The sequence below is a fragment of the Streptomyces sp. NPDC048671 genome, assembly GCF_055587045.1.
This window is the reverse complement of sequence record NZ_JBVJHB010000009.1, coordinates 405,135-419,513: the sequence shown is the minus strand read 5'-3', so window position 1 is coordinate 419,513 and position 14,379 is coordinate 405,135. Positions and strand designations below refer to the sequence as shown.

Below are 14,379 nucleotides of genomic sequence, written 5' to 3'. Positions count from 1 at the left end.
TCGCCGCCGAGATCATCCAGCACCGCTGGGGCGGCACGGGGCGGCCGCTCGGCGAACTGACAGGCGCGATCCACCACCAGCAGCAGGAGTAGCGGGGGGGGGGGGGGGGGGGGGGGGGGGGGCGGGCCCCCCCCCCCCCCCCCCCCCCCCCCGCGTCCTTCGCTCACTCCCCGTCCGGGTCGGCCCGGTCCAGCGCGGGCTTGCGCGGCGCGGCCGAGTCGGTCAGCAGATAGTCGGCCGCCGCGGTGTCCGTCACCAGGCTGGTGACCAGACCGGACCGGAGCACCGCTCCGATCGCGGCGGCCTTGCGCTGGCCGCCCGCGATCGCCACCACCTCGGGGATCCGGCGCAGCCGGTCCGCCTCGACCGTGATGCAGCGCTCGCCGAGGTCCCGGCCGACCCGCCGGCCCTCCGAGTCGAAGAGGTGCGCCGACATCTCGGCGGCGACGCCGAGCGAGGCGTAGTGCCCGCGCTCCTCGTCGGACAGCATGTCGTGGACCGTGGAGATGCCGGGCTCCCAGGAGCCGATGGACACCGCCGCGACCGTCACCTTGTCGAAGTACTCGAAGGCGCGGGCGATCCCGGTCTGGTGGCGCAGCGCGGCGGCGGTGGCCGGGTCGGGCAGCAGCATCGGCGCGTAGATGGGGTGGGCCTCGCCGCCGGAGACCTGGGCGGCCCGCCGGACCGCCTCGACCGAGCCGCGCTCGGCGGTCCCCGCGTCGTACACCCCGGTGAGCTGCACGACCGTGCACGGCGGGAGCCGGTCCAGGGCGGCGGCCATGTGGATGGTGGACCGGCCCCAGGCGAGCCCGAGCACATCGCCCTCGTTCACCAGTTCGCCCAGCAGATCGGCCGCGACCTCGCCGAGGTTCTCCGGGTCGGCGGCGTCGTCCTGCTCCTCGGCCGGGGATTCGACCACGACCGCGTGGCGCAGCCCGTAGCGGGCGCGGAGCGCGTCGGAGCGCTCGGCGTCCAGCTCGGCCGGGACCCGGATCTCGATCCGTACGAGGTCACGCTCCAGCGCCGTCTCCAGGACCCTGGCGACCTTGAAGCGGCTGACGCCGAACTCCTCCGCGATCTGGATCTTGGATTTACCCTGAAGGTAGAAGCGGCGGGCCATGGCCGCCGCCTGCACCAGCTCCGCGGGCCCCATCCGCAGGGCGGACCGGCCCGCCGACATTGCAGACACCGCGTTCTCCTCACTGCTGTTCACGCTCTCGATACGCCGTTCATCCTGTCAGATACGGCGATCCTTGACCGGTCCCGTCGGACCGCGTTCATCTGCCCTTGGCCGGGCCGACCTGCGGTCGGGGGCCGGAGCGGCTGGCTGCTCCGTCGCCCGCGTCAGTGGCCGCACGCCCACTGCGCCGAGGCGATGGCTCCGTCGGCCTTGGCGCGCAGGGCCCGTACCGCCGCGGCCGGGTCCTTGGCGCCGTACACGGCGGAGCCCGCGACGAAGACGTCGGCGCCGGCGTCGGCGCACCGCTCGATGGTGGACTCGGAGACCCCGCCGTCGACCTGGAGCCACAGTTCGAGACCGTGCCTGGAGATCAGCTCACGGGTGCGGCGGATCTTCGGCAGCATGATGTCCAGGAAGGACTGGCCCCCGAAGCCCGGCTCCACCGTCATGATCAGCAGCATGTCGAGCTCGGGGAGCAGGTCCTCGTACGGCTCGATGGGCGTCGCCGGCCTGAGCGCCATGGACGCGCGGGCGCCCTTGGCCCGGATCTCCCGCGCCAGCCGCACGGGGGCGGCCGCGGCCTCCACGTGGAAGGTGACGGATCCCGCCCCCGCCTCGACGTACTGCGGGGCCCAGCGGTCCGCGTCCTCGATCATCAGATGGCAGTCCAGCGGCGTGGCCGTGGCCCTGCTGAGCGATTCCACGATCGGAACGCCGAGGGTCAGATTGGGCACGAAGTGGTTGTCCATGACATCGACATGGAGCCAGTCGGCGCCTTCGACGGCCTGCGCCTCCTCGGCGAGGCGTGCGAAGTCGGCGGAGAGAATGCTGGGGTTGATCTGGGCCATGGGCCAAGCCTGCCATGTTCTGCGGCACTTCCCCGCTTCGGTGCGCCCCAAAGCCTCACGGGATCATTACGGTTCGCACATTCCCGGCTTTTTCGCCCCCCGGTCGGGCGACGGCCGCCCCGCCGGGCGGATCCGGTCAGCCCGTACGCCGCAGCACGGCGAGGTACATCGCGTCCGTGCCGTGCAGATGCGGCCACAGCTGGACGTCCGGTCCGTCGCCCAGGGCGGGCACCCCGGGCATCAGCGGACGGGCGTCCACCCACTCGGCCTCGACCGGCGCCCCGCCGCGGCCCTTGAGTACGTCCTCGACGACCACCCTGGTCTCCGCGAGGTGCGGGGAGCAGGTCGCGTACCCGACGACGCCGCCGATCCGTACGGCCTTCAGCGCCTCGCGCAGCAGACCGCGCTGGAGCGGCGCGAAGCTCTCCAGATCCTCCTTGCGGCGTCGCCAGCGGGCCTCCGGCCGGCGGCGCAGCGCGCCGAGGCCCGAGCACGGGACGTCCATCAGGATCCGGTCGAAGGTGTCGGGCCGCCACGGCGGGCGGGTGCCGTCGGCGGTGATCACCTGGTACGGGCCGGGGTTGCCGGCGAGGGAGCGCTCGACGAGGCGGGCCCGGTGCGGCTGCTTCTCGGCCGCCAGCAGGGCGGCGCCGCGTCCGGCCGCGAGGGCGGCCAGCAGGGCGGCCTTGCCGCCGGGGCCGGCGCAGCCGTCGAGCCAGCGGGTGTCCCTGCCCTCCAGCGGCGCGTTGGCGAGAGCCGCGGCGACGAGCTGGCTGCCCTCGTCCTGGACACCGGCCCGGCTCTCCTGCACGGCGGTCAGCGCTCCGGGCTCGCCGCCCTCGGCCATCCGCACGGCGTAGGGCGACCAGCGGCCCGGCAGCCCGTTCTCCTCGCCGAGCGCGTCGAGCAGCTCTTCGGTGGTGGAGCGGCCGGGGCGGGCGACGAGGGTGACCTCGGGCCGTTCGTTGTCGGCCTCCAGCAGGTCCTCGATGCCGGCGCGGCCGCCGCCGAGGGCGTCCCAGAGCGCGGAGACGACCCAGCGCGGATGCGAGTGCACGAGGGCGAGGTGGTCCTCGGCGTCGTCCTCGTACGAGGGGGCGACCCGTGCCACCCACCCGTCGAGGTCGTCCGCGGAGACCTTGCGCAGGACGGCGTTGACGAACTTGGCGCGCCCCTCGCCGAGCACCACCCGGGCCAGTTCCACACTGGCGGAGACCGCGGCGTGGGTCGGGATACGGGTGCCGAGCAGCTGGTGCACGCCCATGTTCAGCACGTCCAGGACCGGCGGGTCGACCTCGCGCAGCGGCCGGTCGATGCAGGCGGCGACGATCGCGTCGTACGTGCCCTGGCGGCGCAGCGTTCCGTAGACCAGCTCGGTCGCCAGCGCCGCGTCCCGGCTGTCGAAGTCGCCCTTGGCGCGGGCCTTCTTCAACAGCGGGGGAAGGACGAGGTTGGCGTACGCGTCGCGTTCGTCGACGGCCCTGAGGGCCTCGAAGGCAAGGAACCGGACCTGGTCCTTCTGCGGGCGGCGGTGCGGTGTGGCGGGACGGCGACGCGGCTGGTCGTTCACGTGAAAGGTGCTCCGCTGATGGTGAGAGGGCGAACTGCCCCAGCCTACGTCCCCGCCCCGCCCCGCTCCGCCGTCCGGACGGATCCCCGGACCATGGATCCCTGGATCCCTGGATCCCTGGATCCCTGGATCCCTGGATCCCTGGATCCCTGGATCCCTAGATCCCTAGATCCCCACGAGTTCGCCGGGAACGATGCGCACCCCGCGCGCCCAGTCCGCGGCGCGCATCGGCTTCTTGCCCTGCGGCTGGACCCAGAGCAGCTCGATCGCGTGCGATCCGGTGCCCACGTGGACGTTGTTCTTGGCCGCCGACAGCTCGCCGGGCGCCAGATCGGTCCGGTCCAGGACGGGCACGGCCTGGATCAGCTTGAGCCGTTCCCCGCGGAAGAGCGTCCAGGCGCCGGGGGCGGGGGTGCAGCCGCGGACCACCCGGTCGACGCGCAGCGCGGGCGCCGACCACTGGACCTGGGCGTCCTCGACGGTGATCTTCGGCGCGACGGTGATTCCGCTGTCGGGCTGCGGAACGGCGTGCAGGGTGCCGTCCTCGATGCCGTCCATGGTGGCGGCGAGCAGCCCCGCTCCGGCGAACGCCAGCCGGGTCAGCAGATCACCGCTGGTGTCGGTGGGCCGGACCTCCTCGGTCAGGACGCCGTACACGGGCCCGGAGTCGAGCCCCTCCTCGATCAGGAAGGTGGAGGCACCCGTGACCTCGTCGCCCGCCATGACGGCGTGCTGCACGGGGGCGGCGCCGCGCCAGGCGGGCAGCAGCGAGAAGTGGAGGTTGACCCAGCCGCGGGCGGGCACGTCGAGCGCGGTCCTGGGCAGCAGTGCCCCGTAGGCGACGACCGGGCAGCAGTCAGGCGCGATCTCCCGCAGCCGCGCCAGGAAGTCCTCGTCCCGTGGCCTGGCCGGCTTGAGGACCTCGATCCCGGCCTCCTCGGCCCGTTCGGCGACGGGACTGGCGACCAGGCGGCGGCCGCGCCCCGCGGGCGCGTCGGGCCGGGTCACGACGGCGGCGACCTCGTGCCGGCCGGAGGCGATCAGGGCATCGAGTGCGGGTACGGCTACCTCGGGGGTGCCTGCGAAGACGAGCTTCATGGGTGGCTGACTGCCTCTCAGGCCGAAACGTTACGGTGACGAGCAACGCACAAGTCTATGGGCCCGGCGGCCGGGGGGCGTACGCGCCATTGCGCGCCCCTCGCAGGTGCGTATACGCCCCCGGAGCGTGACCAGATCCCCGGCTGAGGCGTTGGTCAAGAGAGATTGACCGAAGCGAGCCGCCACGGTGCGGCCCGATCCCTTTCAACGCCGGTTCGAGAGGCTTCTTCATGGCCGACCACGCAACCCACGACGCCCAAGCGCGGGCCAGCCTGCATCTTCTGGTGCGGGACATCGAGCGGGTCCGGCGGCAGGTGGACGCGCTGCGCACGCTCACCGCCCAACTGGGCAACGTCTACCGTCCGCGCCGCTCCGGCCCGTCCGCGGGCTTCGTCGTCTACGGCAGGGCCCCGGCCCCCACCGTCAGGCTGGCGCAGGAACTGCGGGACAGTGTCGAGACCCTGGTGACGGCGGCAGTGGACTTCGACCGTTCGCTGGGCTTCTCCTGGGACGCGGTGGGCTCCGCGCTGGGAGTCACCAAGCAGGCGGTCCACCGCCGCTACGGCACACGGCGCGCCACCCCCCAGCCGTTGGCGGCCGAGGCCGCCGAGCCCGCGGTGCAGCGACCGGTGCCGATGGCTCCCGGATCACCCGCCGCTCCCGCACTGCCCGCCGTCCCGGCCGCGCGCTCGATGCCCCCGCAGCCGTCGGCGGACCGCCCATCCCTGCGCGAGGACCTGCGCCCGGGGGCCTTCCCCGGTCCGCGCAACGGCTGACGCACCCCACCCGTGCCTGTCCCGCCGCACCCCGCCGGGACAGGCACACCCCACCCTCGGCCCGTCCGCAGGCCACTCAAACCCGCCCGCGCACCACTCAAACCCGCCCGCGCTCAGCCCAAGCCCGTCCGCAGGCCACTCAAACCCGCCCGCACACTCAAGCCCGTCCGGCGATTGAGGACAAAGCGCCCAGCGGGCGCCCCCGCACCCTCAGCCGCACCCTCCGCCGCACCGTCCCGAGCGCCCCCGCACAACCGCCCCCTCACCCGATGTCCGGCGGATCCACCCGAATCCGCACCGCACCACCACCCCCACCGCCCCGCGACATCCGCGCCGCCTGCGCCGCCTTCAGCGCGGCCGCCAGCGCCGCCCCGCTGCCCGGACGAACCCGGACCAGGGCCCGCTCCCAGGTCTCCCCCGGCGGTGCGTCGAAGGGCCTGCGGGGCCGTCCCGGCTCGCTGCCGGGGACCGGTACCGGACCGAGCACCTCCGCGTCCGGCGGCAGTTCCGCGGCGGCCAGGAACGCGGCGAGCGCCTGCGGCTCTCCCGTCACCGAAGCCATCCGGGACACCGGCGGAAAACCCAGCTCGGCCCGTTCCGCGAGCTCGCGGCGCGCGTGCCCGACCGGGTCCCAGCGCACCAGGGCCTGCACCGGCCGCAGCGTCGGCTCGGCGACGATCACCACCGTGCCGCCCTCGGGCTGCCCCCGCACCAGCGCGGCGGCGGCCGTCCAGCGGCGCAGCGCCTCCTCCCCGGCCCGCAGGTCGGGGCGGCCGACCATCGCCCAGCCGTCCAGCAGCAGCGCCGCCGCGTACCCGCCATCGGCGACCGGTTCGGCGCCCGGGGTGCTGACCACGAGCGCGGGCTGATCCGGTACCGAGTCCAGCACATGGTCGCGCCCCGAGGTCCGCACCGGCACGGCGGGGAACGCCCGGCCGAGCTCCTCCGCGGTCCTGCGGGCCCCGACGATCTGCGCGCGCAGCCGGCGGGCCCCGCAGGCGACGCAGTGCCAGGACGTCTCGGCCCGGCCGCACCAGGCGCAGTTCAGGTCCTGCTGGTCGGGCGCCTCCAGCGGCCCCGCGCAGTGCCGGCACCGCGCGGGCTCCCGGCAGCGCTCGCAGGCCAGTCGCGGGGCGTACCCGCGACGCGGCACCTGCACGAGCACCGGGCCGCTGCGCAGTCCGTCCCGCACGGTCTGCCACGCGAGGCTCGGCAGCCTCGCGGACCGGGCGGCGCCGTCGCGCGCGAGCTCGCCGTCGCCGACGGTACGCACCAGGGGCGCCGCGATCCGCGTCTGCTCCCGGTCGGCGCGCAGCGGCAGTGCCCAGCCGCTCTCCACCAGCTGGGCGGCCTCCACGGTGCAGTTCGTACCGCCGAGCAGGAAGGCGCATCTGCTGTGCGCGGCCCGTAGCTCAAGGACCTCGCGGACGTGCGGGAAGGGGGCGTTGTCATCGCTGTGGCTGGAGTCCCCGTCGTCCCAGACGGCGACCAGGCCGAGGCCGGCGACCGGGGCGAACATCGCGGCCCGCGTCCCGACCACCGCCCGGACGGACCCGCGCCGCACGGCGAGCCACTCCCGGTAGCGCTTCTCGGGCCCCGAGTCGGCGGTCAGCAGGGCGTGGCGGCCCTCCCCGAGGATCCCGGAGAGCGCGGCGTCGACCCGCCCCGCGGTCCGTCCGTCGGGGACCACGACCAGTGCGCCGCGCCCCGACGCGAGGGTCGCGGCGACGGCCCCGGCGATCTCCTCGGGCCAGTGCGGGCCCGGCAGCGCGGTCCACACGGCCCTGGGCGCGCCGCCCGAGGCGAGCGCGTCCAGGAACGCCGCGCCCTGCCCGTACCGCGCCCAAGTGCCGGGAGAGGGCGCCGGAGGCGGCGGCAGCGGTTCGGGAGACGGTCTGGACTCGGCCCGTGCGTTCCTCGGCGGCACCGCGAGCTGGAGGACGTCCGCGAGGCTGCCCGCGTACCGGTCGGCGACGGCGCGGGCGAGGCCGAGCAGCTCGGGCCCGAGGACGGGTTCGGGTGACACGACGGAGGCGAGCGCGGCCAGTGCGCCGCTGTAGTCGGACTCGGCCAGCCGCTCGATCAGGAATCCGTCGATCAGCCCGCCGCCCTCGCGCCGCCCGCCGCGCACGTTGCGCCCGCCGGCGCCGAAACGCACCCGCACCCGCACCCCGGGCTGCGCGTCGGCGTCGAGCTCCTCGGGGACGGCGTAGTCGAAGTACTGGTCGAGATGGAGCGCGCCCTTGTTCACCAGGACACGGGCCACGGGCAGCTCACCGGCGAGGGCTGCCCCGCGCCAGGTCCGTGGTTTGGCTCGGGGCACCTTGGCCCGGCGCACCGTCTCCCGAATCAGCGCAAGCTGCTCCGGCGCCCCGGTGCCGGGCTCGTCGGACCGCTCGTTGTCGCTGCTCACAGCCAAATTCCTACCAGATGCCACTGACAGCGCGCGGCGCCGGCCGCTCCGGCCCGGCGCCGCCCCCGGCCGTTCGGGCGGGGAGAGACGCCGGAGCCCGGACACCGATGAGGCGTCCGGGCTCCGGCGGGAAGGGGTTGCCCGCGAGGGGCGGCCGACGGCCTACAGGCCTGCGGCCTTGCGCAGTGCGTCCACCCGGTCCGTGCGCTCCCACGTGAAGTCGGCGAGCTCGCGGCCGAAGTGGCCGTACGCGGCGGTCTGGGCGTAGATCGGGCGGAGCAGGTCGAGGTCGCGGATGATCGCGGCCGGGCGGAGGTCGAAGACCACGCCGATGGCGTGCTCGATCTTCTCGGTCTCGATCACCGCGGTGCCGAAGGTCTCGACGAAGAGGCCCACCGGCTCGGCCTTGCCGATCGCGTAGGCGACCTGCACCTCGCAACGGGCCGCGAGGCCCGCGGCGACGACGTTCTTGGCCACCCAGCGCATCGCGTAGGCGGCCGAGCGGTCCACCTTCGACGGGTCCTTGCCGGAGAAGGCGCCGCCGCCGTGGCGGGCCATGCCGCCGTAGGTGTCGATGATGATCTTGCGGCCGGTCAGTCCGGCGTCGCCCATCGGGCCGCCGATCTCGAAACGTCCGGTCGGGTTGACCAGCAGGCGGTAGCCCTCGGTGTCCAGCTTGATGCCGTCCTCGATCAGCTGCCCGAGCACGTGCTCGACGACGAACTCGCGGATGTCGGGCGCGAGGAGCGAGTCGAGGTCGATGTCGCTGGCGTGCTGCGAGGAGACGACGACCGTGTCGAGACGGACGGCCTTGTCGCCGTCGTACTCGATGGTGACCTGGGTCTTGCCGTCGGGACGCAGGTACGGGATGGTCCCGTTCTTGCGGACCTCGGAGAGGCGGCGGGACAGCCGGTGCGCGAGGTGGATCGGCAGCGGCATCAGCTCGGGCGTCTCGTCGCAGGCGTACCCGAACATCAGGCCCTGGTCGCCGGCGCCCTGCTTGTCGAGTTCGTCCTCATCGCCCTCGACCCTCTTCTCGTAAGCGGTGTCGACACCCTGCGCGATGTCGGGCGACTGCGCGCCGATGGACACCGACACGCCACAGGAGGCGCCGTCGAAGCCCTTCTTGGAGGAGTCGTAGCCGATTTCAAGGATCTTGTCGCGCACCAGCTGTGCGATCGGGGCGTAGGCCTTGGTCGTGACCTCACCCGCAACATGCACCTGACCTGTGGTGATCAGGGTCTCGACGGCGACACGCGACGTCGGGTCCTCACGGAGAAGTGCATCGAGAATGGTGTCGCTGATCTGGTCAGCGATCTTGTCGGGGTGACCCTCGGTAACGGACTCCGAGGTGAAGAGACGGCGGGACACATCGCTCCCTGGGGTTGCAGCGGCTGCTGGCTGATCATTTGGCGGACGGCCCGGGAGCTGCGCCCGGTAAGGTCCGCGACCAGTTTATCGGTCGGCTCCGGCTGTCGGACAACGTGTCTCGCCCTTTGGGAGATCTGTGACATGCGGCACGGCCGCCGAGATGCCCTCCGGCGGCGCCGGAAGGCCCGGTCGAAGCCCCGTTTCGCAAGGGATCGGACCCGCCGGGCGAGGACACCGGAAATTCATCCAAGACGCGGCGACACGAGGTCCCAGACCGTGTCGGCGAGCGCCTCCTTGGGCCCGAACGGCACTGGGGTCTCGCCGCCGTCGGCCGCGAGCACCACCGCCTCGTTCTCCTCGGAGCCGAAGGTCCTGCGCTCCCCCACCTCGTTGACCACCAGCAGGTCGCAGCCCTTGCGGCGGAGCTTCTCGCGCCCGTTGGCCAGGACGTCGTCGGTCTCGGCGGCGAACCCGACCACGATCTGTTCCGGGCGGGCGCGCCGCGCGGCGACCTCGGCGAGGATGTCCGGGTTGCGGACGAGCGTGATCGGGGCGGGCTCCTGGCCGTCCTTCTTCTTGATCTTCCCCGTGGCGTACTCGGCCGGGCGGAAGTCGGCCACCGCCGCCGCCATCACCACGACGTCCGCGTCCGCCGCCGCCTTCAGCACGGCCTCGCGCAGCTGCGTCGCGGTCCCGGCCCGGACGACGTCGGCCCCGGACGGGTCGGGCAGGCCGGTGTTGGCCTCGATGAGCGTGACCCGCGCGCCTCGCGCGACCGCGGTGCGGGCGAGCGCGTACCCCTGCTTCCCGGAGGAGCGGTTGCCGAGGTACCGGACCGGGTCGAGCGGTTCCCGGGTGCCGCCCGCGCTGATCACCACATGGCGGCCCACCAGGTCGGGGGCGACGGGGCCGCGGGCCAGCACGCGGCGGCAGACCTCGAAGATCTCCGCCGGGTCGGGCAGCCTGCCCTTGCCGGTGTCGACGCCGGTGAGCCGGCCGACGGCGGGCTCGATGACGAGGGCGCCCCGGCGGCGCAGGGTGGCGACGTTCTCGCGGGTGGCCGGGTGCTCCCACATCTCGGTGTGCATGGCGGGCACGAAGACGACCGGACAGCGCGCGGTGAGCAGCGTGTTGGTCAGCAGGTCGTCGGCGAGCCCGTGGGCGGCCCTGGCCAGCAGGTCGGCGGTGGCGGGGGCGACGACGACGAGGTCGGCGTGCTGCCCGATCCGCACGTGCGGGACCTCGTGGACGTCGTTCCAGACCTCGGTCGAGACCGGGTGGCCGGAGAGCGCCGACCAGGTGGCCGCGCCCACGAAGTGGAGCGAGGCCTCGGTCGGCACGACCCGTACGTCGTGGCCGGACTCGGTCAGCCGCCGCAGCAGCTCGCACGCCTTGTACGCGGCGATGCCCCCGCTGACGCCCAGAACGACCTTCGGCTTCTCCACTGCGTCTCCCCTCACTCGGATACGTACTCGGATACGTACGCACCCATGCTGCCTCACCGTCGCGGACGCCGGTCTGCCGCCCCGGACACACCACAGGCCCGGCGGTGGAGACCGCCGGGCCTGTGGTGAAGGTGCGTTTCCTGCTTACTGCGCGGGGCCCTCGATGGCCTCGGAGGTGAGCAGGCCCGCGTTGATCTCGCGGAGTGCGATCGAGAGCGGCTTCTCGTGCACGTGGGTGTCGACGAGCGGGCCGACGTACTCGAGGAGTCCCTCACCGAGCTGCGAGTAGTACGCGTTGATCTGGCGCGCGCGCTTGGCGGCGTAGATCACGAGGCTGTACTTCGAGTCGGTTGCTTCGAGGAGCTCATCAATCGGCGGGTTGATGATGCCCTCGGGCGTGGTGATGGAAGAGGACACTCTCTGCCTTCCGAAGGGGGTGAAGATCAAAGAAATCTTTGACAGTCAGGGGCTGTGTGGTGCGGTTCCGTGTCGGTACGACCCGTTCGTTCAGTCGCCGGCGGCACGGTGGCCGGAAGCCTCCAGCATCAAGGCTAGCAGCTCACGTGCCACATCCTCGACGGAGGTATTGACAAGCGTCGTATCGAACTCCGATTCGGCAGCCAGTTCGATCTTGGCCGCGCCGAGACGGCGTTCGATCACCTCGGGCGCCTCGGTGCCGCGGCCGGTGAGCCGGCGGACCAGCTCGTCCCAGCTCGGCGGTGCCAGGAAGACCAGCTGCGCGTCGGCCATCGACTGTCTGACCAGCCGGGCGCCCTGGAGATCGATCTCCAGCAGCACCGGCTCACCCGCCTCCAGCCGCTCCTGCACGGCGCGGCGCGGCGTGCCGTAGCGGTTGCCGGCGAACTCGGCCCACTCCAGCAGCTCGCCGTTGGCGATCAGCTTGTCGAACTCCTCGTTGTCAACGAAGAAGTAGTGGACACCGTTGCGTTCGCCGGGGCGGGGCTTGCGGGTCGTCGCCGACACCGAGAGCCATACCTCGGGATGGACCTTGCGCATATGCGCGACGACCGTGCTCTTGCCGACACCCGAAGGGCCGGAGAGCACGGTCAGCCGCGGACGTACGTCCGGGGGCACGGGGGACGTCCCCCGGGATGTTGCAGCCATGGAGTGATTATCCAGGTTCTCAGGAGTGCCTGAGAACGTCAGGCGGCGCTGCCGCCGAACTCACGCTCCAGGGATGCGATCTGGTTGGAGCCAAGACCCCGGACCCGGCGGCTCTCGGAGATGCCGAGCCGCTCCATGATCTGCTTGGCGCGGACCTTGCCCACGCCGGGCAGGGACTCGAGCAGGGCGGAGACCTTCATCTTCCCGATGACGTCGTTCTCCTGGCCCGACTTGATGACCTCGTGGAGGGAGGCGCCGGAGTGCTTGAGTCGATTCTTGACCTCGGCCCGCTCCCGGCGAGCCGCGGCGGCCTTTTCGAGCGCGGCTGCGCGCTGTTCAGGGGTAAGGGGCGGAAGAGCCACGCCTACGTCACCTCGGATGTCGATCTGTCGGATACGGACCGGTGAGGCAACTGGATCGCCCCTCACCTGGTGAGCAACGAACAACCTGTGCGCGTTGGCTCTCGACGGAGACTAGCGGCCAAGGCCGCCGGAGTCAGCGAGAACAGACTAAAAGTCCTGGTCAGCCTTTGCCGACCAGGACATTCCCGGCATAACAGCCCGGTTTTTAGGTCAGGATTACGTCAACTCGCTGTTACGTGGGATGGTCAGCCGTCCGAGAGGGCCGCGCGGACCTCGTCCGTGAACCGCTCGGCGGCTTCGCGCAGCCCTGCCGCGTCCGGACCGTGGCGCAGCACGCCCCGGCTCACGCTGGGCAGCACATTGTGAACCGCGTCACCGAAGACCCCCGGCAGATCCGCGGGGGTCGCGCCCTGCGCGCCGATGCCGGGCGCGAGCAGCGGACCGTTGATCGCGAGGTCCACGCCCGCGTCCCCGAGCGTGGCCCCGACCACCGCGCCGACCGAGCCGAGCGGGGTGGCCCCCTCGTTCTCGGCCGCCATGTGGCCGAGCATCAGCTGAGCCAGCGAGCGGCCGTCGGCCGCGGTGGCGCGCTGCACCTCGGCGCCCTCCGGGTTGGAGGTGAGGGCGAGCACGAAGACCCCCGAGCCGGAGACCGCGGCCGCGTCGAGCGCCGGCCGCAGCGAGCCGAAGCCGAGGTACGGCGAGACGGTGACCGCGTCGGAGAACAGCGGCGAGTCCTTGTCCAGGTAGGTGGCGGCGTAGGCGCCCATGGTGGAGCCGATGTCACCGCGCTTGGCGTCCATCAGGACCAGCGCGCCGGCCTCCCGGGCCTCCTCGACGGCCTTCTCCAGGACGGCGATGCCGCGCGAGCCGAAGCGCTCGAAGAACGCCGACTGCGGCTTGAGCACGGCGACCCGGCCGGCCAGCGCCTCCACGACCGTACGCGTGAAGCGCTCCAGGCCCGCCACGTCGTCGTTCAGCCCCCAGGAGGTGAGCAGGGAGGCGTGCGGGTCGATGCCGACGCAGAGCGGGCCACGGGTGTCCATGGCCCGGCGCAGACGCGCGCCGAAGGGTTCCGGGGTCATTTCACGGCCTTCCTGGTCTCCGCGCCGACGGCGTCGGCGAGGGTGGCGTACGGGGACGCGGCCAGGCGCGCGGCCAGGCCCTTGTGGATCGCGCGGGCGTAGAACGGGCCCTCGTAGATGAAGGCGCTGTAGCCCTGTACGAGCGTGGCGCCGGCGAGGATGCGCTGCCAGGCGTCCTCGGCGTTCTCGATGCCTCCCACGCCCACCAGGGTGATCCGGTCGCCCACGCGCACGTAGAGGCGGCTCACTACCTCCAGGGAGCGTTCCTTGAGGGGCGCGCCGGACAGCCCGCCGGTCTCCCCGGTCAGGGACGGTGAGGACTTCAGGCCCAGGCTGTCGCGGGCGATGGTGGTGTTGGTGGCGATGATGCCGTCCAGGCCCAGCTCGACCGCGAGGTCGGCGACCGCGTCGATGTCCTCGTCCGCGAGGTCGGGGGCGATCTTGACGAGCAGCGGGACCCGGCGGCCGGTGACCGTCCGGTCGGCGGCCTCGCGCACGGCGGACAACAGCGGGCGCAGCGACTCGGTGGCCTGGAGGTTGCGCAGCCCCGGCGTGTTCGGCGAGGAGACGTTGACGACGAGGTAGTCGGCGTGGGCGGCGAGCCGCTCGGTGGACTTCACGTAGTCGGCGGCGGCCTCGGCCTCGGGGACGGCCTTGGTCTTGCCGATGTTGACGCCGACCGTGGTCCGGAAGACCGGCACGCGGGCGGCCAGGCGCTCGGCGACGGCGGCCGAGCCCTCGTTGTTGAAGCCCATGCGGTTGATCAGCGCGCGGTCCGCGACGAGGCGGAACAGCCGCTTCCCGGGGTTTCCGGGCTGCGGCTCGCCGGTGACCGTACCGATCTCGACGTGGTCGAAGCCGAGCATCGACATGCCGTCGATCGCGACGGCGTTCTTGTCGAAGCCGGCGGCGAGGCCGAAGGGGCCGTGCATCCGCAGGCCGAGGGCCTCGGTGCGCAGCTCCTGGTGGCGGGGGGCGAGCGCGGCGGCGACGAGGGTGCGCAGGACGGGGACGCGGGCGGCGAGCCGGATCCACCGGAACGCGGCGTGGTGGGCCCGCTCCGGGTCCATGCGCTTGAAGACCAGCTGGAAGAAGAGTCTGTACAT

Annotated in this window: 13 protein-coding genes; 1 reads left to right on the top strand and 12 read right to left on the bottom strand. The window is 72.8% G+C overall.

Annotated features, from left to right (window positions below; translation table 11 throughout):
* Window positions 1–163: 163 nt before the first annotated feature.
* The 4 genes from ACZ6S6_RS20845 to fmt all read right to left on the bottom strand — a co-directional run bounded on the left by ACZ6S6_RS20845 (window position 164) and on the right by fmt (window position 4,696).
* Window positions 164–1,180, bottom strand: coding sequence for a sugar-binding transcriptional regulator (locus ACZ6S6_RS20845; RefSeq protein WP_362964901.1), 1,017 nt, complete (start codon window positions 1,178–1,180; stop codon window positions 164–166).
* Between the two features lie 164 nt (window positions 1,181–1,344).
* Window positions 1,345–2,028 carry a ribulose-phosphate 3-epimerase gene (gene rpe / locus ACZ6S6_RS20840; RefSeq protein WP_362964835.1) on the bottom strand — a complete coding sequence of 228 codons (684 nt, stop codon included), beginning with the start codon at window positions 2,026–2,028 and terminating at the stop codon, window positions 1,345–1,347.
* Between the two features lie 136 nt (window positions 2,029–2,164).
* Window positions 2,165–3,598 carry an RsmB/NOP family class I SAM-dependent RNA methyltransferase gene (locus tag ACZ6S6_RS20835; RefSeq protein ID WP_362964837.1) on the bottom strand — a complete coding sequence of 478 codons (1,434 nt, stop codon included), beginning with the start codon at window positions 3,596–3,598 and terminating at the stop codon, window positions 2,165–2,167.
* Between the two features lie 165 nt (window positions 3,599–3,763).
* Window positions 3,764–4,696, bottom strand: coding sequence for a methionyl-tRNA formyltransferase (gene fmt, locus ACZ6S6_RS20830; protein WP_469706504.1), 933 nt, complete (start codon window positions 4,694–4,696; stop codon window positions 3,764–3,766).
* Between the two features lie 230 nt (window positions 4,697–4,926).
* Here fmt and ACZ6S6_RS20825 point away from each other — a divergent pair, with 230 nt between their 5' ends.
* Window positions 4,927–5,472, top strand: coding sequence for a hypothetical protein (locus tag ACZ6S6_RS20825; RefSeq protein ID WP_469706503.1), 546 nt, complete (start codon window positions 4,927–4,929; stop codon window positions 5,470–5,472).
* A gap of 262 nt (window positions 5,473–5,734) precedes the next feature.
* Here ACZ6S6_RS20825 and ACZ6S6_RS20820 read toward each other — a convergent pair whose 3' ends face one another.
* The 8 genes from ACZ6S6_RS20820 to ACZ6S6_RS20785 all read right to left on the bottom strand — a co-directional run bounded on the left by ACZ6S6_RS20820 (window position 5,735) and on the right by ACZ6S6_RS20785 (window position 14,379).
* Window positions 5,735–7,885, bottom strand: coding sequence for a primosomal protein N' (locus ACZ6S6_RS20820; protein WP_469706502.1), 2,151 nt, complete (start codon window positions 7,883–7,885; stop codon window positions 5,735–5,737).
* Window positions 7,886–8,047: 162 nt separating this feature from the next.
* Window positions 8,048–9,256, bottom strand: a complete 1,209-nt coding sequence (gene metK / locus ACZ6S6_RS20815; protein ID WP_362964845.1) for a methionine adenosyltransferase — start codon at window positions 9,254–9,256, stop codon at window positions 8,048–8,050.
* Window positions 9,257–9,498: 242 nt separating this feature from the next.
* On the bottom strand, window positions 9,499–10,701 hold the full coding sequence (gene coaBC, locus ACZ6S6_RS20810) for a bifunctional phosphopantothenoylcysteine decarboxylase/phosphopantothenate--cysteine ligase CoaBC (protein ID WP_362964847.1): 1,203 nt from the start codon (window positions 10,699–10,701) through the stop codon (window positions 9,499–9,501).
* Window positions 10,702–10,845: 144 nt separating this feature from the next.
* A complete protein-coding gene (gene rpoZ / locus ACZ6S6_RS20805) occupies window positions 10,846–11,118 on the bottom strand; it encodes a DNA-directed RNA polymerase subunit omega (RefSeq protein WP_003970369.1) in 273 nt (90 codons plus the stop codon).
* 90 nt (window positions 11,119–11,208) lie between these two features.
* Window positions 11,209–11,826: a guanylate kinase gene (gene gmk, locus ACZ6S6_RS20800; protein ID WP_362964849.1), complete on the bottom strand. Its 618-nt coding sequence runs from the start codon at window positions 11,824–11,826 to the stop codon at window positions 11,209–11,211.
* Between the two features lie 38 nt (window positions 11,827–11,864).
* Entirely contained in the window at window positions 11,865–12,188 is a 324-nt protein-coding gene (locus ACZ6S6_RS20795; protein WP_018524251.1) for an integration host factor, read from the bottom strand.
* Between the two features lie 245 nt (window positions 12,189–12,433).
* Window positions 12,434–13,273 carry an orotidine-5'-phosphate decarboxylase gene (pyrF, locus tag ACZ6S6_RS20790; protein ID WP_362964851.1) on the bottom strand — a complete coding sequence of 280 codons (840 nt, stop codon included), beginning with the start codon at window positions 13,271–13,273 and terminating at the stop codon, window positions 12,434–12,436.
* On the bottom strand, window positions 13,270–14,379 hold the full coding sequence (locus ACZ6S6_RS20785; protein WP_469706501.1) for a quinone-dependent dihydroorotate dehydrogenase: 1,110 nt from the start codon (window positions 14,377–14,379) through the stop codon (window positions 13,270–13,272). The genes pyrF and ACZ6S6_RS20785 overlap by 4 nt, the downstream gene beginning before the upstream one ends.